16 protein-coding genes, 1 tRNA gene and 1 other RNA gene are annotated in these 18,227 nt (G+C 71.4%); 6 read left to right on the top strand and 12 right to left on the bottom strand.

Annotation, left to right across the window (positions count from 1 at the left end; genetic code table 11):
* Positions 1 to 244: 244 nt before the first annotated feature.
* Positions 245 to 739 (top strand): hypothetical protein, encoded by a 495-nt coding sequence (locus tag RH864_RS16575; RefSeq protein WP_310518682.1) that lies wholly within the window; start codon positions 245 to 247, stop codon positions 737 to 739.
* A 47-nt stretch (positions 740 to 786) separates the two neighbouring features.
* On the opposite strand, the gene RH864_RS16570 is transcribed toward RH864_RS16575, so the two are convergent.
* The 3 genes from RH864_RS16570 to RH864_RS16560 all read right to left on the bottom strand — a co-directional run bounded on the left by RH864_RS16570 (position 787) and on the right by RH864_RS16560 (position 5,138).
* On the bottom strand, positions 787 to 1,149 hold the full coding sequence (locus RH864_RS16570) for a nuclear transport factor 2 family protein (RefSeq protein ID WP_310518681.1): 363 nt from the start codon (positions 1,147 to 1,149) through the stop codon (positions 787 to 789).
* Positions 1,150 to 1,487: 338 nt separating this feature from the next.
* The gene (gene recR / locus RH864_RS16565) at positions 1,488 to 2,084 is read right to left on the bottom strand and encodes a recombination mediator RecR (protein ID WP_310518680.1); all 597 of its coding nucleotides are present in this window, start codon (positions 2,082 to 2,084) and stop codon (positions 1,488 to 1,490) included.
* A 3-nt stretch (positions 2,085 to 2,087) separates the two neighbouring features.
* Complete coding sequence (locus RH864_RS16560; RefSeq protein ID WP_310518679.1) at positions 2,088 to 5,138, bottom strand: DNA polymerase III subunit gamma and tau; 3,051 nt, start codon at positions 5,136 to 5,138, stop codon at positions 2,088 to 2,090.
* A 103-nt stretch (positions 5,139 to 5,241) separates the two neighbouring features.
* On the opposite strand from RH864_RS16560, the gene RH864_RS16555 reads away from it, so the two are divergent.
* Entirely contained in the window at positions 5,242 to 5,613 is a 372-nt protein-coding gene (locus RH864_RS16555; protein ID WP_310518678.1) for a TraR/DksA family transcriptional regulator, read from the top strand.
* A 231-nt stretch (positions 5,614 to 5,844) separates the two neighbouring features.
* Here RH864_RS16555 and RH864_RS16550 read toward each other — a convergent pair whose 3' ends face one another.
* The 3 genes from RH864_RS16550 to ffs form a co-directional block, all read right to left on the bottom strand.
* A complete protein-coding gene (locus tag RH864_RS16550) occupies positions 5,845 to 7,095 on the bottom strand; it encodes an acetate/propionate family kinase (protein ID WP_310518677.1) in 1,251 nt (416 codons plus the stop codon).
* Positions 7,092 to 9,257 carry a phosphate acetyltransferase gene (gene pta, locus RH864_RS16545; RefSeq protein WP_310518676.1) on the bottom strand — a complete coding sequence of 722 codons (2,166 nt, stop codon included), beginning with the start codon at positions 9,255 to 9,257 and terminating at the stop codon, positions 7,092 to 7,094. The genes RH864_RS16550 and pta overlap by 4 nt, the downstream gene beginning before the upstream one ends.
* Positions 9,258 to 9,459: 202 nt before the next feature.
* Positions 9,460 to 9,556: signal recognition particle sRNA small type (gene ffs, locus RH864_RS16540), an RNA gene on the bottom strand.
* Positions 9,557 to 9,690: 134 nt separating this feature from the next.
* Between ffs and RH864_RS16535 the strand changes: the two genes are divergently transcribed.
* A tRNA-Ser gene (locus RH864_RS16535) sits at positions 9,691 to 9,778 on the top strand.
* 61 nt (positions 9,779 to 9,839) lie between these two features.
* Here RH864_RS16535 and RH864_RS16530 read toward each other — a convergent pair.
* Together RH864_RS16530 and RH864_RS16525 are read right to left on the bottom strand one after the other, a co-directional pair.
* On the bottom strand, positions 9,840 to 10,460 hold the full coding sequence (locus RH864_RS16530) for an SRPBCC domain-containing protein (protein WP_310518675.1): 621 nt from the start codon (positions 10,458 to 10,460) through the stop codon (positions 9,840 to 9,842).
* 25 nt (positions 10,461 to 10,485) lie between these two features.
* The gene (locus tag RH864_RS16525) at positions 10,486 to 10,830 is read right to left on the bottom strand and encodes an ArsR/SmtB family transcription factor (protein WP_310518674.1); all 345 of its coding nucleotides are present in this window, start codon (positions 10,828 to 10,830) and stop codon (positions 10,486 to 10,488) included.
* An 83-nt stretch (positions 10,831 to 10,913) separates the two neighbouring features.
* Here RH864_RS16525 and RH864_RS16520 point away from each other — a divergent pair, with 83 nt between their 5' ends.
* The gene (locus tag RH864_RS16520) at positions 10,914 to 11,138 is read left to right on the top strand and encodes a DUF433 domain-containing protein (RefSeq protein WP_310518673.1); all 225 of its coding nucleotides are present in this window, start codon (positions 10,914 to 10,916) and stop codon (positions 11,136 to 11,138) included.
* Entirely contained in the window at positions 11,135 to 11,515 is a 381-nt protein-coding gene (locus RH864_RS16515; RefSeq protein WP_310518672.1) for a DUF5615 family PIN-like protein, read from the top strand. Before RH864_RS16520 ends, RH864_RS16515 begins: the two co-directional genes overlap by 4 nt.
* On the opposite strand, the gene RH864_RS16510 is transcribed toward RH864_RS16515, so the two are convergent.
* Positions 11,512 to 12,597: a type I restriction endonuclease gene (locus RH864_RS16510; RefSeq protein WP_310518671.1), complete on the bottom strand. Its 1,086-nt coding sequence runs from the start codon at positions 12,595 to 12,597 to the stop codon at positions 11,512 to 11,514. The genes RH864_RS16515 and RH864_RS16510 overlap by 4 nt on opposite strands.
* A 277-nt stretch (positions 12,598 to 12,874) precedes the next feature.
* Between RH864_RS16510 and RH864_RS16505 the strand changes: the two genes are divergently transcribed.
* Positions 12,875 to 13,423, top strand: coding sequence for a hypothetical protein (locus RH864_RS16505; RefSeq protein ID WP_310518670.1), 549 nt, complete (start codon positions 12,875 to 12,877; stop codon positions 13,421 to 13,423).
* Positions 13,424 to 13,546: 123 nt separating this feature from the next.
* Here the strand turns inward: RH864_RS16505 and RH864_RS16500 are convergent, their stop codons facing one another.
* The 3 genes from RH864_RS16500 to RH864_RS16490 form a co-directional block, all read right to left on the bottom strand.
* A complete protein-coding gene (locus RH864_RS16500) occupies positions 13,547 to 14,293 on the bottom strand; it encodes a GNAT family N-acetyltransferase (RefSeq protein ID WP_310518669.1) in 747 nt (248 codons plus the stop codon).
* A gap of 79 nt (positions 14,294 to 14,372) precedes the next feature.
* Positions 14,373 to 16,586: a helicase HerA-like domain-containing protein gene (locus RH864_RS16495; RefSeq protein WP_310518668.1), complete on the bottom strand. Its 2,214-nt coding sequence runs from the start codon at positions 16,584 to 16,586 to the stop codon at positions 14,373 to 14,375.
* A gap of 476 nt (positions 16,587 to 17,062) precedes the next feature.
* Positions 17,063 to 18,079, bottom strand: coding sequence for a sulfate/molybdate ABC transporter ATP-binding protein (locus RH864_RS16490; RefSeq protein WP_310518667.1), 1,017 nt, complete (start codon positions 18,077 to 18,079; stop codon positions 17,063 to 17,065).
* Positions 18,080 to 18,227: the final 148 nt, after the last annotated feature.

Raw genomic sequence — 18,227 nt, 5'->3', positions numbered from 1 at the left:
CGCGGTAGGTCACACGTGGCGCGAGCGAAGCCGATTCCACACGCGAGCGTGCGACACCCCTCCCGCCCCGCGGCACTCCGGAGGTCCTTCCGCTGCCCACCCTGCCCGCGCCACTTCCCGCCGCCCGCACCCCCTTCCGCCGCCCGCGCCGTCTGTGACCTCCCGCGCCAGCACCGACCGTCGTCCGTGGCGCGGTAGGTCACACGTGGCGCGATACCGAGCACAGTGCCGATAGCATGCGGCCATGTCGGAGCTGCTGGACACCTGGAGCGAGTTCAACGTCGCGATGGTCGGCGCGACCGCGGCGCTCGCGGGTCTGCTGATCGTCGCCATGTCGGTGAACATCGGCACGATCATGAAGTCGAAGACCATGCCGGCGCGGCTCGCGGCATCGATCGCGGCGCTCGTGCTCGCGATCACGGTGTGCGCACTCGGGCTCATCCCCGGCCAGCCGCTCGTCGTGTACGGCATCGAGATCATCGTGGCGGCGCTTGCGGCGGGGGTGTTCCAGTGGCATGTGGTGCCGCTGGTGTTCCGGCAGCCGGGGGTGCCGACGAGCTACCGGTTCGGACAGAGCGCCGCCGGGGTGTTCCCGATCGCGGCCTTCTTGCTCGGCGGGGTGCTCGTCGTGTCCGGCCAAGGCGAGGCGGGGCTCATCGCGGCCGCCATAGGCTCGATCCTGTCGATCATCGCCGCCCTGCTCATGGCCTGGGTCGTGCTCGTCGAGTTGCTGCGCTGATCACCGAGTGCACTCCGCACCTGGCCGAGGAGCGATGGATGGAGCGGTCAGGTGCGCGGGCGCGTCATGTACCACTCGGTGAAGCGGGAGGCGCGACCGTCGGGCGCGAGCCGGATGACCCAGAGGTTGTCGTAGTCCTTCTCCGCCGGGTACTCGGTGCGGCCGGTGATGATCACGAGGTCGGGGGTGTCGACGAGGAGCCGCCAGTCGAACGCCCACGTGCCGGCCTCGTCCTTCGACTCGAGCCACGACGCGACGATCGCATCCCGCCCGCGCACCGCCTCGGGATCGTCCGGCCGGTATTCGTAGACGGCGTCATCGGTGAACAGCGCCCCGATGTCGGCCGGATCGTTCGTCTCCCAGGCCCGTACGTATGCCGCGACCCACTCCGCTCCTGCGCTGGCTGCCATTCGGCCATTCCACCGGCCGCGGCACGCCGCGTCAACCACCTCTGGCGCCCCTGCTCAGGACGCGCGAACGCGCCTCCGGCGTGTCGGCCCCCAACCCGCCGGTCGCACCCCGCGTCTTCCTGAGCTGGGAATCCGCAGCCAGGCGCGGAGCCCATTGCTCGCGAGAGCGCCACCCTCGAAAGGAGCGGGGCGCAGTCGAGTCCTCCTGGCGTCCACTCATCTGCGTCAGCGACCCGCTCACGTTGCGGTCACGATGGGATGACGGCCGGGGTCTGACTCGCAGGTCGGCGTCAGCCGACGGGAGAGCGAACAGCGATCAGCCGCGGCGCGGACGGCGGTCAGCCGACGGTGCGGCGGCCTTCGAAGGCGCGGCCGAGGGTGACCTCGTCGGCGTACTCGAGGTCGCCGCCGACGGGGAGCCCTGAGGCGAGCCGGGTGACCTTGATCTCGAGCGTGGTGAGGAGGCGGCTGAGGTAGGTGGCGGTGGCCTCGCCTTCGAGGTTCGGGTCGGTGGCGATGATGACCTCGCTCACGGTGCCGTCGGCGAGTCGTTGCATGAGCTGGCGGATCCGGAGCTCGTCGGGCCCGACCCCGTCGATGGGGCTGATCGCGCCGCCGAGCACGTGGTAGAGCCCCCGGAACTCGCGCGTGCGTTCGATCGCGACGACGTCCTTGGCCTCTTCGACGACGCAGATGAGTGTGCTGTCGCGGCGGGGGTCACGGCAGATCGCGCAGGTGTGCTCTTCGGAGACGTTGCCGCAGATCTCGCAGAACCGCACCTTGTCGCGCACCTCTGCGAGGATCTCGGCGAGCCGGCTCACATCGAAGTGCTCGGTCTGCACGATGTGGAACGCGATGCGCTGCGCGGACTTCGGGCCGATGCCCGGAAGCCGCCCGAGCTCGTCGATCAGCTCTTGGACGATGCCTTCGTACACGTTCTAGCCACGCTCTCCGAAGCCGGGGGCTTCGATCTCTTCGAGGAACGTCGCGCCGAGCACCTCGCGCACGACCGCCTCGCCATACCGCTGAATGCCGTCACCCTTGCGCTGCGGCAGCGGCCGCGGTGCGCGGGTGGTCGCCTCCGGGGCGCGCGTGGATGCCGTGGTCGCTGACCCGGCGGGTGCCGACGAGCCGACCGCCGGCGCACCGGCGAGAGCTGAGTTCGCGGCGGACGGCGCCGCTCCACCGGGACTCGCTGCCGGCTCGCCGTTGCGCCCCGGGCGGAACCCGGCGTCGGGCTCAGGGCCCGGGTCGAACGGCGGCTCGAAGTCTTCGGGCGGCGCATCCGCATCGTTGGGCACATAGTCGTCGTGCCCAGTCGGGCGTGTGCCCTCGCCCGCGGGAGCGGCGTCGTCCTGCGGTGTGGTCGCCGTCTGAGGCCTGGGTGCGGTCGCGGTGGCGGTGCGCGTCGCGCTGACGGATGCCTCGGGGTCACCGCTCGCCGCCGGGTCCGTCGGAATCGCCACGGTCGCCCATGAGTCGACCGGACCCGCCGGCGAAGCTGCCGGCGCGCCGACGGAAGCCGAGCCCTGAGAATCCTGACCGGTGCTCCGCTGCGCGGAGCCGGGGCGGCCGGACCCGCCGGCGCCGCCGCCTGACGACGCTGCGGCTCCCGCACCACCGTCCCGGCCGGCCGAGCCCTGAACTGCTCCCGCCCCGCTCGCCCCACCGGCCGACACCTGCGCGGCTCCGGCACCACCAGTCCCATCGGCCGACACCTGCACGGCCCCCGCACCACCAGCCCCATCGGCCGACACCTGCACGGCTCCCGCGGCGGAGGCCTGAGTGGCAGCCGTCGTCGGCGCGGCGTCGGATGGGGTGGATCGGCCGGATAACGCCGGCTCGCCGGGCTGCCCGGGTTCGGCCGGCCGCGCCGACTCGCCGGGCGCGCCGTCGCTGGGCCCACCGGGCGCGCGGTCGACCGGGCCGCCGGAGTTGCCGCCGCCGTCGCCGCCGCCGCGGTTGCCCGGACCCTCGGCCCGCGCGATGAACTTCACGCGGACGCCGAGCACCTCGGCGATCGAGTTGCGCAGCAGCTCGCTCACGGATTGCCCGGGGGCACCGCCGCGGAAGCCCGCCACATCTTGCTCGCTCGGGAAGCCGAGCACCAGGATGTCGTCCTCGCGATAGTCGCGGACCTGTGCGGTGAACGCCACCATCCACGCACTGCGCTTAGTACGCTGCAGCGCCGCGAGCACCTCGGGCCAGGCGTCGCGCACCTGCTGCAGGGTGACCGGCCCGACCGGCTTCGGAGCCGCTGCCGCCTCGGAGCCAGCGGCGCCAGCCGCCGACGCGCCGGTCGCGGCACCCGGCCGGCCATCGCTCGCCCGGTCGCCGCCTGCCCCCGCACCCGCGCTCGCCTCACGCGAGGCCGTCTCGGCCGCCCACGATGCGGCAGCGTCACGCGCCGCAGAGCCTGCGGTCGCACCTGCCGCACTGCGCGCCTCGGAGTCGACCCCGGCCGCCATGCCCGCGCCACCTGCACCGGCGCCCGCGCCACCTGCATCAGCGCCCGCGTCGCCTGCGCCCGCGTCGCCTGCGCCCGCGCTGGCGCCGCCCACGCTGCCAGCCGAAGCGACGCCGGCTCTGCCGCGCACCGCTCCACCCGCACCCGCATCGCCGCCACCGTATGTCACTCCGCCCGCGCGAGCACCGCCTGCACCCGCACCGCCACCGCCCGCGCGAGCACCGCCCGCGCCCGCGCCGCCCGCACCACCCGCGCCAGGTTCCGTACGAGCGCCCGCGCCGCCCGCACCACTCGCACCCGCACCCGCACCCTGTTCCGCACGAGTGCCCGCGCCGCCCGCACCGGGCAGCGCTCCGTCGACCCCGACCCGGCGCTCGAGCCGCTCGACGCGCGCGAGCGCGCCCCGTTCGGTCGCGTCGGCGCTCGGCACGAGCACGCGCGCGAGCATGAGCTCGAGGTGCAGCCGCGGCGACGTCGCACCGGTCATCTCGGTCAGGGTCTGGTTGACGAGGTCGGCCACGCGCGAGAGCTCGGCCTGGCCGAACGCCTGCGCCTGCGCCGCCATGCGGGCCAGTTCGTCTTCGGGCACGCCGCGCAGCACGGCGGCCGCGGCCTCGGGCGATGAGGCGGCGACCACGATGAGGTCGCGCAGCCGCTCGAGCAGGTCTTCGACGAATCGCCGCGGGTCTTGCCCGGTCTGCACGACGCGGTCGGCGGACGCGAACGCACCCGCCGCATCGCCGGCCCCGATCGCGTCGACGACCTCGTCGAGCAGGGCGCCGTGCGTGTAGCCGAGCAGCGCGACCGCGCGCTCGTAGTCGATGGTCGAGCCCTCGGACCCCGCGATGAGCTGATCGAGCAGCGAGAGCGTGTCTCGCGGCGAGCCGCCGCCTGCGCGCACGACGAGCGCGAGCACGCCGGGCTGGACCTCGATGTGCTCTTCTTCGCACAGCTGCTGCACGTACTCGAGCATGGGCGCGGGCGGGACGAGCCTGAACGGGTAGTGGTGCGTGCGCGAACGGATCGTGCCGAGCACCTTGTCGGGCTCGGTGGTCGCGAAGATGAACTTCACGTGTTCGGGCGGCTCCTCGACGAGCTTCAGCAGCGCGTTGAAGCCCTGCGGCGTCACCATGTGCGCCTCGTCGAGGATGAAGATCTTGTACCGGTCGCGGGCCGGCGCGAAGACCGCGCGCTCACGCAGGTCACGCGCGTCGTCGACGCCGTTGTGGCTCGCGGCGTCGATCTCGACGACGTCGAGCGACCCGCCGCCCCCTCGCGAGAGCTCGACACAGCTCGGGCACGTGCCGCACGGGGTGTCGGTCGGCCCTTCGGCGCAGTTGAGGCAGCGCGCGAGGATGCGCGCGGAGGTCGTCTTGCCGCAACCGCGCGGGCCACTGAACAGGTAGGCGTGGTTCACCCGGTCGGTGCGCAGTGCCGTCATCAGCGGCTCGGTGACCTGCGATTGGCCGATCATCTCGGCGAAGTTCTCAGGCCGGTAGCGGCGATACAGGGCGGTGACCACGCGTCCATGGTAGACGCCCCCACCCACACGATCGCCCGTCTGAGGGCTACCATGCGAGAACGCGACGGATGCCGCGCCAGCAGCCGAGCCGAAGGAGGCGACCATGACCAGGACATTCACCCCCGAACGCATCGCCAAGTTCGAGGTCGCGCTGCTCGCCGAACGACGCGAGGCCGAAGACCGGCTCGCGGAGCATCGTGAGGGCATGGCCGAGGTCCGCGTCGCACGATCCGACGCGAACGCCGACGACGAGCACGACCCCGAGGGCCCGACGATGACCCAGGAGTGGTCGCAGCGCACCGCCGTGCTCGCGGACGCCGAGTCCGAGCTCGCCGAGGTGCTCCGCGCGCTCGGCCGGCTCGCCGACGGCACGTACGGCATTTGCGAACGCTGCGGCAAGCCCATCATGGTCGCGCGCCTCGAGGCCCGGCCGACCGCGACGCTCTGCATCGACTGCGCGCGCCTCGTGCGGTGACGGGGGCGGCGTCCGCCCGAGGTATCCGCCCGCGTCGCCCCGCGAAGTGGAACACGCCCATCGGCGGTCGAGTGAGCTCCGCGCCGGCGAGCGTGTCGAGACCGGGTCACCGGGTCTCGATACACGTGCTCGTCCCTCGCTCGCTACTCGACCAGCGGTCGGCCGCCACTCGACCAGCGGTCGGTCGCTACTCGACCAGCGGGCGCGCGCTACTCGACCAGCGGTCGTGCGCTACCCGGCCGGCGAAGGCGGCGGGGTCGTCGCCGCGACCGTCTGCCGCGCGATCTCGAGCTCCTCATCGGTGGGGATGACGAGGACCGCCGTGCGGGAGGCATCCGTCGAGATGCGACGCGCGCCCGGCGCGCGCAACCGGTTCAGCTCGGGGTCGAGCTCGACGCCGAACCCCTCGAGGCCGGCAAGCGACCACTCGCGCACGAGCGCCGCGTTCTCGCCGACACCGGCCGTGAACACGATCGCGTCGACCCGGCCGAGCTGCGCCGCATACGCCCCCACGTACGCGCGCACGCGGTGCGTGTAGACCTCGAGCGCCAGCGCGGCATCCGCATCGCCCGACTCGGCCGCCTCGATCAGGTCGCGCATGTCCGCGTGACCGCCGAGACCGAGGATGCCGCTGCGCGAGTTCAGCAGGCGATCGACGTCGCCGACCGAGAGGTCGGCGCGACGCTGCAGGTGCAGCAGGATCGCCGGGTCGAGGTCGCCCGAGCGCGTGCCCATGACGAGCCCCTCGAGCGGCGTCATGCCCATGCTCGTCTCGACCGAGCGGCCACTCGACACCGCGCACGCGGACGCGCCGTTGCCGAGGTGCAGCACGATCATGCGCAGGTCGTCGATCGGCCGGCCCAGGTACTCGGCCGCCGCACGCGACACGTACTGATGCGAAGTGCCGTGGAACCCATACCGCCGGATACGGTGCTTCGCGGCGACCTCCCGATCGATCGCGTAGGTATATGCCGCGGGCGGCATGGTCTGATGGAACGCCGTGTCGAACACCGCGACGTGCGGCACATCGGGGAAGGCTCGCTGCGCGGCGTCGATGCCCGCGAGGTTGGCCGGGTTGTGCAGCGGCGCGAGCGCCGACAGCTCATCGATGTTGATCTTCACGAGCGGGGTGATGATCGTCGGCTCGAAGAACCTCGCGCCGCCCTGCACGACCCGGTGCCCGACGGCGACCGGCGCATGCCGCTCGAGCGACGGGCCGTGCTCGGCGAACGCCGCGAGCATGACCTCGAACGCCGCGAAATGGTCGGGCACGTCGACCTCGCGCTCCCACGATCCGGGGCCGTCGGCCGAGTGCTCGGACGAGGCATCCGCCCGCCCCTCGCCGTCGACGTGCCGTGCCCGCCCGCCCGCGGCGCCGATGCGTTCGACCAGTCCGCTCGCGAGCGTGCGCGACGTGTCGACCTCGATCAGCTGGTACTTGAACGAGCTCGAACCCGAGTTCACGACCAGGACGACGCTCATGGGCGCTCGCCCGCACCCTCGGCCGCCTGGATGGCCGTGATCGCGACCGTGTTCACGATGTCCTGCACGAGCGCGCCGCGCGACAGGTCGTTCACCGGTTTGCGCAGCCCCTGCAGCACCGGCCCGATCGCGACCGCACCCGCCGAGCGCTGCACCGCCTTGTACGTGTTGTTGCCGGTGTTGAGGTCGGGGAAGATGAAGACCGTCGCACGCCCCGCGACATCCGACTGCGGAAGCTTGGTGCGCGCGACCGCCGCATCGGCCGCCGCGTCGTACTGGATCGGTCCCTCCACCGCGAGCTCCGGCGCACGCTCGCGCACGAGCGCGGTCGCCGTCCGCACCTTGTCGACGTCGGCACCCGACCCCGACTCCCCGGTCGAGTACGACAGCATCGCGATCCGCGGCTCGATGCCGAATTGCGCCGCCGTCTGCGCCGACGAGATCGCGATGTCCGCGAGCTGCTCGGCCGTCGGGTCGGGCACGATCGCGCAGTCGCCGTACACGAGCACGCGGTCGGCGAGCGCCATCAGGAACACGCTCGAGACCACGTCGACGTCGGGGCGGGTCTTGATGATCTCGAACGACGGCCGGATCGTGTGCGCGGTCGTGTGCGCGGCCCCCGACACCATGCCGTCGGCGAGGCCGAGCTCGACCATCATCGTGCCGAAATAGGACACGTCCTGCACGCGCTCGCGCGCCTGTTCGAGCGTGACGCCTTTGTGCGCGCGGCGCTTGCGGTACTCCTCGGCGAACTTGTACGACATCACCGGGTCGTAGCTCGAGATGACGGTCGCCTTCGAGATGTCGAGGCCGAGGCCGATCGCGCGCGAACGGATCTCGATCTCCTCGCCGAGGATCGTGAGGTCGGCGACCTCGCGCGCGAGCAGCGTCGCCGCCGCCCGCAGGATGCGATCGTCGTAGCCCTCGGGCAGCACGATGTGCTTGCGCGCGCCGCGGGCCCGCTCGAGCAGCTGGTACTCGAACATGATGGGCGTGATCACGTCGGGCCGGGCGACGTCGAGCAGGTCGAGCAGCCGCTGCGCGTCGATGTGCTGCTCGAACAGCGCGAGCGCGGTGTCGCGCTTCCGCTGCGACTCCGCCGCGAGCCGGCCGCGAGCCTGCGTGATCGCGACCGCGGTCGCATAGCTGCTGAGCTCCGTGCGGATGATCGGCAGTTGCGCCCGCAGCCCCTCGATGAGCCGCTCGACCGTCTCGGACAGCGGGAACCCGCCGACGAGCACGATGCCCGAGATCGAGGGGAACGTCGCCGACGCGTGCGCCGTGAGGACGCCGAGCAGCACCTCGCTGCGGTCGCCGGGGATCACCACGACCGCGCCCTCGATGAGCCGCGCGAGCACGTTCTCCATGGCCATCGCGGCGATCACGACGGCGAGCGCCTCGCGGTTCAGCAACTCGCTGTCGCCCGACAGCAGCTCACCGTCGACCGCGTGCATGATCGTGCGCATCGACGGCGCCACGAGGTAGCGGTCCTCGGGAATCGCCCACACGTGCACGCCGTCGGCGGTGTCGGTGCGCGACATGGCGACCTCGGTGCGGGCCGCGTGCGACACCGCGTCGACGATCTCGTCGAGCCGGTCGGGATCGGCGCGGTTGGCGACGATGCCGAGCAGTGTCGCGTGCTCGCGCGTGAGCTCGTCGACCGCGAGCTCGGTGAGCTGCGCCATCTCGTCGGGCGTGCGTGCGGCCTCGTCGCCGAGCTGCTCGGAGTGCCCGCGCCCCTCGGGTGCGCGGCCGCCGAGGACGAGCAGCACGGGCACGCCGAGGTTCGCCGCGATGCGCGCGTTGAACCAGAGCTCGGTGGGGCTGCCGACGTCGGTGTAGTCGGTGCCGACGATGACCACCGCGTCGCAGCGCGCCTCGATCGCCTTGAACCGGCGCACGATGGTCGCGAGCGCGCCCTCGGGATCGGCGTGCACGTCGTCGTAGCCGACGCCCACCGCCTCCTCGTAGTCGAGCTGCACGACCGCCTCATGCGCGAGGAGCAGGTCGAGCACGTAGTCGCGCTCTTCGGTCGAACGGGCAACCGGGCGGAACACGCCGACGCGGGTCACGCGCCTGGTCAGGGTCTCGAGCACGCCCAGTGCGACGGTCGACTTCCCGGTGTTCCCCTCGGCGGAGCAGAGGTAGATGCTGTGCGCCACGGGTTCCACCCTATTCGCGGGCGGGCGGCCGACCATGCGAGTTCCCGCAAAGCCCGGGGCGGATGCCTCGACGCTGAAGTATCTCGCGTGCTGCGCCGTGCCGTCGGCCGGCACGAGCGTTGGTTGCCGTCACGTTTCGCGGGTTCCGACGCCCGGCAACCCGCGAATAGTGACGACGATCCGCCGAGGGGAGGCCCGGGCATGCGAAGACCCCTCACGCACCCGCCAGAGCCCGGTTGCCCTTGCTTCGTCTCCGACCTGGGGGAGTTGGCCTGGATGGCGCCACGTGAGGGGCCGTCGTCAAGTGTACCCGCCCCGGTGGTCCATCCCGAATCGGCAGGGCGCCCGCGCGGGTGTGCGTGCACGAAACGACCGGCGCGGTCCGGTAGCATGTCCTGAGGTCATCGCGTGCGAGCGCACGTGCTGTCCGCCCGGAGGATTCGCCTAGTGGCCTATGGCGCACGCTTGGAAAGCGTGTTGGGTGAAAGCCCTCGGGGGTTCGAATCCCCCATCCTCCGCCAAATGAGCCCCTCACCCGGACTTTCCCGGTCCGAGTGAGGGGCTCACCCGCATCACTGGCCTTCAGGCGTCAGCCGCCCACATCTCGCGCTCGAGCTCCGCCGCGCGGCCTGCGGCGGCATCAGCCTCATCGGCTGCCGCCCCGGCACGCTGGTGCGCACGCGACCACTCGCTGACGACCAGTTCCGTGAACCGTTCGCCGTCGGCCGAACGCATGAGCGTCGCGACCTCGTCGAGCAACGTGTCGGGGTCGTCGAGCAGCATGACGAGGCCCAGAAAGGCGGCATCCCAGCCCGCCCCACCGGCGGCGGGTCCGTACTCGCGCCAGTACTCGTTGTCCTCGCCGTGGTGGCGGACCGTGAGCGTGGCCGACCGGCCGCCGGGCGCCTCCTCGAACGCGGCGGTCACGAGCGAGACGTCGTCTCCGTGCTCCCACGTGATGATGAGCTCTCGCGGCGCGTCGCAGGTCCGGATCGTTCCGACGGTGCCGCTGTCGGCCATGCGGTAGCGACCGCCTTCGCGGAGTTCGCCGTCGAACCATCGGGCCAGACGCGCTGGGGTCGTGCACGCATCCCAGAGGTCGTCGACACTCGTCGGAAACGTCTGTTGCAGCGTGATCACATTGCCCGACTCACCGAACTCGACGTGCCGCAGAACCTCGTTGATCTGGCTGGCGATGTTCATCGTGCGGTTTCCTTCGTCGTCCCGGTCACTCCGAACGCCCGCTCTCCTGCCGGCGTCGGGCTCCGCGCGAGATCTCGGTGCCGAGTGCGGAGAACGACGTCGCCCAGAGCGCCCGGAGATGATCCGCCCACTCCCCGATCTCCTCGACGGCGTCGCGTTCGAGGCGGTAGATGCGGCGCGACCCGTCGACGCGCGCGCTCACCAGCCCGGCTTCGCGCAATACCCGCAGGTGCCGCGACGCCGCCGGCTGACTCACCCCGTACTCCTCCCCCGCGACCGCGCTCAGCTCCCCCGCCGTCGCATCCCGCTCCGCGAGCTGCTCCACCATTCGCAACCGGATCGGATCGCTCAGCGCCCCAAATTGTTTCACACTTCAGTTATATAACAGAACTTGGATCTCTGTCGGATGAGCAATCTCGTCGCCGCTCGTAGCGCGGGTCGTACACTAGCCTCATGATTTCGGACCGGATCTCGGCTGATCCATCACGCATGGCGGGCGCTCCCACCGTGCGAAACACGCGTGTCACCGTGTCGGCTGTACTCGGTCAGCTCGCCGCGGGTCGCACGATTGATCAGCTTCTTGCGGACTACCCGTATCTCGAGCGCGATGACGTGCTCGCGGTTCTCGCGTTTGCGGCAGAGAACGTTCCGCGCGAGCTGCCTTTTGTTGCCGCATGAAGTTACTGGTCGACGCGAACCTTTCGCCGACCGTCGCCGAAATGCTCCGTCTCGGCGGTTTCGATGCGACGCATGTCGGAGCGGTCGATCTCCTCACTGCTTCGGACGTGGAGATCTCAGAATTCGCCGTTGACACTGGCGCAACCATCGTCTCAGCAGATAGCGACTTCGCGACGCTCCTCGCCCTCAGCGGCGGCACGGCACCTTCACTGTTGCTCCTCAGGTCGTCCGACCATTTGACGCCAACCGACCAGGGAGCGGTCCTGGTTGCCAACCTCCCTTCGGTGGTCGGCGATCTTCAGAATGGCGCGGTCGTATCGATCGGCCGGGGCCACATCCGCGTTCGCCCGCTGCCGATCAACTCACACCGCCTCTAGCGATATCGCACCACCGCTTCACGAATGGCGTCCGCGTGCTCGTAGATCTCGTCGAGCGAGTCGAGCGGATGCCTCGTCTCGGTCTTTTCCGCGTCGAGGAGGCCGAGGTATTTCTGGCGACCGTTGAAGTGCAAGCGGGCGATCGGCTTCCGGTTGTTGTCGTCGAGGAGCACGGCGAAGTAGCTCTTCGCGTCGCGGTGAGTGATGCGCTGAGGTTTGGTCTCACCGCACGCGATCGCCTTGACGATCTGGTACCCCTCGAGTTCTTCGAGCGTCGTCTCGATCTCGGTGTCTCGGTCCAGGTCGCTCTCCGCGACCGGCTCGCTGGTCACCGCCGGGACTTCCTCCATGGGACGCACCCCCGCTCCGGCACCGAGCGCAGTCTTCAGCCGATCGTTCACACTCTCGGTCAAGAACTGACGAGACGCCTTCGTCACCAAGCCGGTGAACTGCTCACGTACGCGCTGGGTATATGCACCGTCGTACACGCGCGTGGCGAAGAACTTGATCCACTCATCACTCGGCGCCCGAAACTCCGCTGCGATCTCACGCTTGAGCGCGCCAACGTACTTCAGCTCCTCGGCTGCATTGATGATCGACTCGAGGTCGAAGCTGTCTTTGCTGAGCTTCTGCACCTCTGTAAGCAGAGTCTCATCGATGTCGAGAAGGTCCAGCACGAGAAACGGCTTCGCATCCATACGATTCGGCGCGTCCAGGTCCGTGAAGAACTGCCAGACGACGCCATTCGTCAGTGCAGCGATCCGCGCATTCGTCGTCGAGAAGTATCGGAAGAGCTGCGAGGCGTGCTCGACCTTGGGCACGCCGATCGACGCCTTGCACTCGATGAGGATCTGCACCTCGCCGTCGCGCATGATCGCGTAGTCGACCTTCTCCCCCTTCTTGATCCCGACATCCGCAGTGAACTCGGGAACGACCTCGAGCGGATCGAACACGTCGTAGCCGAGAATCGTCGAGATGAAGGGCATGACGAAGGCGTTCTTCGTCGCTTCCTCGGTCCCGATCGCGGCCGCCTGATTCTTGACTTTCGTCGCGAGCGCGGAAAGCCGGTCTTCGAACTCCATTGTTCCCTCTCAGTATCCGGACAACAGACACCCAATTTCAGCGAGCATATCTGCGGCGCCGCGCAACGCCGCAGTCTTCCACCACCCCAGATCTGGGGCCCAGCACCCCCTGTCCCCCTTAATGCCGAATAGCGCCGGGCACCGATGCATCCGCATGATGTGAGAGATGTCAGGGGTGGCAATGCGGGGAGATCGGTGGGGCTCGACGGGCTCCGTCGAAGCGGTCGGGAGCGACGGGCCGGAAGGCGAGCGAGTCAGCGGGGATGGGCTGAAGGTCTTGACCGTTCGGCCCCGACGTTCGCTGTTCGGGCGTTTCGCGTTGCAGTCGGCGCTCATCGCGCTGCCGATGATCGGCATCGCGGTCTGGTCCGAGCAGCAGTTCAACCCGGGCACCCGGTGGGCGCTCGCCTGGTCGATCGTGATCGTGGCGATCCTCGCGGTGTACGTGATCATCCGCTACCGCCGCACCGAGATCTCGGTGAGCCCGTACGGGCTGGTCGAGCGGGGGTTCTTCGGCGGCACGAACTCGGTCGCCGCGCGCGACGTGGTGTCGGTCGTGCGGCTGCACACCTACCGGCGGGCCAGCGATGAGACCACGCCGCAGCTGTTCCTCGTCGGCCGCGACGGCCGCTGCCTGCTGCGCATGCGCGGGGCGTTCTGGGACGACGAGTCGATGGACGCCGTCGCTGCCTCGCTCGGCGTCGAACAGATCGTGCGGCCGACGCCGGTCACCGTGGGCGAGCTGCGCGCGAGCGACCCCAAGCTCCTGTACTGGTTCGAGCAAGGACTGTTACGGCGACCGGCCAAGACGCCCGACGCGGCCTGATCACCGGCCACGCGTCGCGAGTCGTCGGCAGCGTCCGGCAACACGCCGCCGCACGGCAGCGACACACCGCACCTCGCCGAATCCTGCCGACGACTGACGACGGCGTCGTCCCCGGTCTGCGGCTCACCGAGTCGCGAGCCCCAGCAGCGGAGCATCCGGCCGGCTCGACGGCAGCTCGCGGAAGCCGAGCCGCTCGTAGAACGCCCGCGCGCCCCGGTTCGCCGGGTCGAGACCGAGGTGCACGCGCGGCACGCCGCGCGCGGCGAGCGCGTCGCAGAGCGTCGCGACGAGCCGGCGGCCCCAGCCCTGACCCTGCAGCTCGGGCAGCAGGTCGATGTGCAGATGCGCCGGATACGCATCGAGCTCGGCGATGCGCATACGCTCCGGGTCGCCGCCCGCGGCGACGAGCTCCGCTTCGGTGAACGCCGGGTTCGCGCCGGTGGGTGCTCCGGGTGACGGATGCCTCGCCCGGAAGCCCGGCGCCCACTCGCGTGCGTACCAGTCGATGAAGTCGGCCGTGTCGGCGACGCCGAGGATGTAGCCGAGCACACGTCCCTCGGCCGCGGTGCCGGCACCGGCGTCGGCACCGCCATCGGCGCCCCGCCCGCGTTCGGCGACGACGAACGCCAACTCGGGCGCGTAGGCGAGGTATGGCAGCGCGAAGACCTCGGGCATGAGCGCGTCGTCCGAGTAGACGCCGGTCGCATCTCCCCCGCCCGCCGCGGTGAGCACGCAGATCGCCACGACCTGGTCGCGGTCGGCGGGCCGGTAGGGCCGGATCTCCAACGCGAGCGGCGAGCTCACCGGCGACACGAACGTGCCCCGCCCGCCGCCGACACGACCACGCCCCGCGCCCGCGCGCACGCGCACGCCCGCGCCGATGCGATCCCGCCCGCGCCCGGCGGCACCGACCCGCCGGGCACACCCCGCACGCCGTCTGCCGGCCGCATCACCGGCGGCGCCTCGTCCCGAAGATGCCCTCGACGACGCCCGTGAGCATGTCGCGCGCCGCCTTCGAGCCGAGCACCTGCTCGATGACCGAACCCGACGCGGCCGTCGACCGCTTGGACCCGGCCGAGCGGGACCGGGACGTCCCGCCGGTGCGCTTCAGGATCCGGTCGTATTCCGCCTGCGCCTTCTTGGCCGCCTGCTCCTCCTGCTTCCGCATGGCGTCCTGCTGTCTCGTGTACTCCGCGTCGGCCTTCGCGCGGGCCTCCGCCTCCTCGGCGGCCTGCGCTGCGGCGGCCGCAGCGTTCATGCGCGAGGTCAGCAGCTCGTGCGCCGACTCCCGGTCGACCGCCGTGCCGTACTTCGCCTGCAGCGGCGAAGCCCTGACGGCGGCGTCGATCGAGGCATCCGGGGCCGGCGACATGCTGCCCTGCGGCGCCCGCAACCGGGTCCACGCGACCGGACTCGGCGCACCGTTCTCGTTCATGACCGTGACGACCGCCTCGCCGGTGCCGAGCGATGTGAGCACCTGCTCGAGGTCGTACTGCGACGTCGGATAGGTCGACACGGTCGCGCGCAACGCCTTGGCGTCGTCGGGCGTGAACGCCCGCAGTTGGTGCTGCACGCGCGAGCCGAGCTGCGCGAGGACGTCGGCGGGCAGATCCTTCGGGGTCTGCGTGACGAAGAACACGCCGACGCCCTTCGAGCGGATGAGCCGCACGGTCTGCACGACCTGGGTGAGGAACTCCTTCGACGCGTCGGCGAACAGCAGGTGCGCCTCGTCGAAGAAGAACACGAGCTTGGGACGGTCGAGGTCGCCCACCTCCGGCAGGTCGTTGAACAGGTCGGCGAGCAGCCACATGAGGAACGTCGAGTACAGCGCCGGCTGGTCGGCGACGCCCGGCACCTCGAGGAGGCTCACGACGCCGCGCCCGTCGGGCGCTGCACGCAGGAACTCGGCGGTGTCGATCTCGGGCTCGCCGAAGAACACGTCGGCTCCGGCCTCGGCGAACACCACGAGCTCGCGCAGGATCACGCCGACGGTGGCCTTCGACAGCCCGCCGAGCCCGTCGAGCTCGCCCTTGCCCTCGTCGCTCACGAGGTACTGCAGCACGGCCCGGAGGTCGGCGAGGTCGAGCAGCCCGAGCCCCGCGTCCTCGGCGTAGTGGAACACGAGCGCGAGGCTCGAGGCCTGCGTGTCGTTCAGCCCGAGGACCTTGCTGAGCAGCACGGGCCCGAACCCGGCGACGGTCGCCCGGATCGGCACCCCGCGCCCCCGCCCGCCGAGCGAGAAGAACTCGACCGGGAAGCTCGCGGGCGTCCACGTCTGCCCGATCCCTGCGGTGCGTGCGAGCAGCTTCTCGTTGGCGGCGCCGGGTTCGGCGATGCCCGACAGGTCGCCCTTGATGTCCGCCGCGAACACGGCGACGCCCGCCGCCGAGAGCTGCTCGGCGAGGAGCTGCAGCGTGCGCGTCTTCCCCGTTCCCGTCGCCCCCGCGACGAGCCCGTGCCGGTTCGTCATCGCGATCGGGATACGCACCGGCACACCCGGCAGCACGTCGCCGTTCACGAGCGCACCGAGCTCGAGCGCTGGCCCGTCGAACAGGTAGCCGGTGCGGACCGCGTCGACCGCGGCCCGGTCGAGCGGCCCGGGCGTCGCGGTCGCCTCGCCGGGTGCGGGCGCGTCGAGCGGCACGGTCGCCTGCCCGGGGGCCGATGCCTCGGGCTGGGGGCGAGCGGATGCCTCGGGCACGGCGGATGCGCCGGGGTGAGCGGATGCCTCGGGGCCGGCGGTCGCGGCCGGTTGGGCGGATGCCTCGGACGCCGCCGGAGTCCCGGACGCCCCGGACACAGCCGGAGTCCCGGACGCAGCCGAGACCTCTGGCGCAGCCGATGCCTCCGGCGCAGCCGCTGCCGGGGACGCAGCCGACGGCCCGGGCACAGTCGAAGCCCCGGACTGCGGTGATGCCTCAGGGTCAGCGGGTGCACCGGGCTGCGGTGATGCGCCGGCGGTGTGGCCCGTGGCCGAGGCATCCGGAGCCGCGGACGAGCCCGCACCCTGGGCAGCACGCTGCGCATCGATCGCGGCCTGCGCGAGCGCGGCCGCCTCCTCGGCCTTGCGAATGGCCTCCTGCGCCTGCACCTGCAGCGCTTCGGCCGCGGCTGCCGCCGCCTCCGCCGCCGCCTTCGCCTGCTGGACCGCGTCGTCAGACATGCGCCGATCCTATCCACGAGCCTGTGCACCGGAGGGGCCTTGCCTCCGAGCGACGCAGCCACACGCCGGAGGACGGTTTGCGCGTTGGAGGACGAAAAGTGTGTTGGAGGTCCCTCCTGCACGACCTCCAACCCACTTTTCGGCCTCCAACACACAATCCGCGGCGAAGACGACCGCCTCCGCCGCCGTGGTCAGTGCGGGTGAGCACCACCGCGCCGAACCCCCACAACCACCCGGCTGAACACGATGGAGGGCGAAAAGTGTGTTGGAGGTCGCTCCTGCACGACCTCCGACCCACTTTTCGCCCTCCAACACACACTCCGCGGGGGTGGCGGGTGGACGGGGGGGCGGCAGGGCGTGGACGGGGCGCGGCGGTGCGGGCGGTGCGGGCGGTGCGGGCGGTGCGGGCGGTGGGGGCGGTGGCAGCGGTGGCAGCGGTGCGGGCGGTGGTGGTGGCCGCGGCGGGCGGTGGTGGGTCAGTCGAGGGCGTGCAGGCGAACCTCGGAGGCCTTCACGGCGAGCCAGGCGGCGTCGCCCTCCCGAAGTTCGAGCTCGGCGAGCGCGGCGGCGGTGACGTCGGCGGTAAGCGCCGGCGCAGCGAATCGGAGACGGGCCCCGCCCGCAGCGGGCTCGATGGCGAGGATGCGGTCACGCCAGATGTTGCGCAGGCTCGTCCCCTCGGGACGGGTCGTCGCGACGATGACCGACGCCGGACGGAACACCGCGGCGGCGCGCCGGCCATCGGCAAGCGGGGCGGCGGAACCGGCGAACGCGTGCGCGCCCGCGACGACCCGCCCGCCCGCTGCGACGCCGACCACGAGGTTCACGCCGGCGAGCGCCGCGAGAAAGGGCGTGCGCGGCGAGTGCAGTGCGGCCGCGGTCGGGCCGGTCTCGACGATGTGGCCGTGGTCGACGACGGCGATGCGGTCGGCGAGCGCCACAGCGTCGAGCACCTCGTGACTCACGAGCACGGCCGACGTCCCCGTCGCGCGCAGCTGCTCGCGCAGCACCCTGCGGATCTCCGGAGCGACCTCGACGTCGAGCGAGACCAGCGGCTCGTCGAGCAACAGCACCGAGGGGCGTGCGGCGAGCGCCCGGGCGATCGCGATGCGCTGCTGCTGGCCTCCCGAGAGCTGCCGGGGACGCCGATCGCCGAGCCCTTCGAGGCCGACTCGGTCGAGCCAGGCGTCGGCTTCGGTACGGGCGCGCGCCCGGGACATCCGTTCACCGTGGCGACCGAACGCCGGACCGAACGCGACATTGTCGCGTGCGCTGAGGTGCGGGAAGAGGTGCGGCTCCTGCCCGAGCAGCCCGATCCCCCGGCGTGCCGGCGGCGTGCTGCGACGCGCGCTGGCGCTGAAGAGCTCGCGGCCGTCGAGTTCGATGCGTCCGCCGGCGGGCAGGAGCAGACCCGCGAGGCATTCGAGCAGCGTCGACTTGCCGGCGCCGTTCGGGCCGAGCACGGCGAGCACGTCGCCCGGCTCGAGCGACACCGCGAGGTCGAAGTCGAGGCCGCCGCGTCGGCCCGTGACGTGCGCCTCGAGCCGACCGGTGGCCGGGCCGCTCGGCCGTGCCGGCGGTGCCGGTTGCGCCAGCCGCGCCGGCCCGCCCCCGGCGCCCCCCCCCCCCCCCCGGAAGCCG

The sequence above is a fragment of the Agromyces aerolatus genome, assembly GCF_031432255.1.
In the GTDB taxonomy this organism is placed as follows: Bacteria; Actinomycetota; Actinomycetes; order Actinomycetales; family Microbacteriaceae; genus Agromyces.
This window is presented reverse-complemented; position numbering and strand designations above follow the sequence as displayed.

What these genes read in the sequence shown, in the direction of transcription:
- RH864_RS16550 (WP_310518677.1), bottom strand. Translation starts at nt 7,095, where the DNA reads ATGAGCGTCGTCCTGGTCGTGAACTCGGGTTCGAGCTCGTTCAAGTAC.
- RH864_RS16510 (WP_310518671.1), bottom strand. Translation starts at nt 12,597, where the DNA reads ATGGAGTTCGAAGACCGGCTTTCCGCGCTCGCGACGAAAGTCAAGAAT.
- RH864_RS16495 (WP_310518668.1), bottom strand. Translation starts at nt 16,586, where the DNA reads ATGTCTGACGACGCGGTCCAGCAGGCGAAGGCGGCGGCGGAGGCGGCG.
- RH864_RS16575 (WP_310518682.1), top strand. Translation starts at nt 245, where the DNA reads ATGTCGGAGCTGCTGGACACCTGGAGCGAGTTCAACGTCGCGATGGTC.
- RH864_RS16520 (WP_310518673.1), top strand. Translation starts at nt 10,914, where the DNA reads ATGATTTCGGACCGGATCTCGGCTGATCCATCACGCATGGCGGGCGCT.
- RH864_RS16515 (WP_310518672.1), top strand. Translation starts at nt 11,135, where the DNA reads ATGAAGTTACTGGTCGACGCGAACCTTTCGCCGACCGTCGCCGAAATG.
- RH864_RS16555 (WP_310518678.1), top strand. Translation starts at nt 5,242, where the DNA reads ATGACCAGGACATTCACCCCCGAACGCATCGCCAAGTTCGAGGTCGCG.
- RH864_RS16530 (WP_310518675.1), bottom strand. Translation starts at nt 10,460, where the DNA reads ATGAACATCGCCAGCCAGATCAACGAGGTTCTGCGGCACGTCGAGTTC.
- RH864_RS16570 (WP_310518681.1), bottom strand. Translation starts at nt 1,149, where the DNA reads ATGGCAGCCAGCGCAGGAGCGGAGTGGGTCGCGGCATACGTACGGGCC.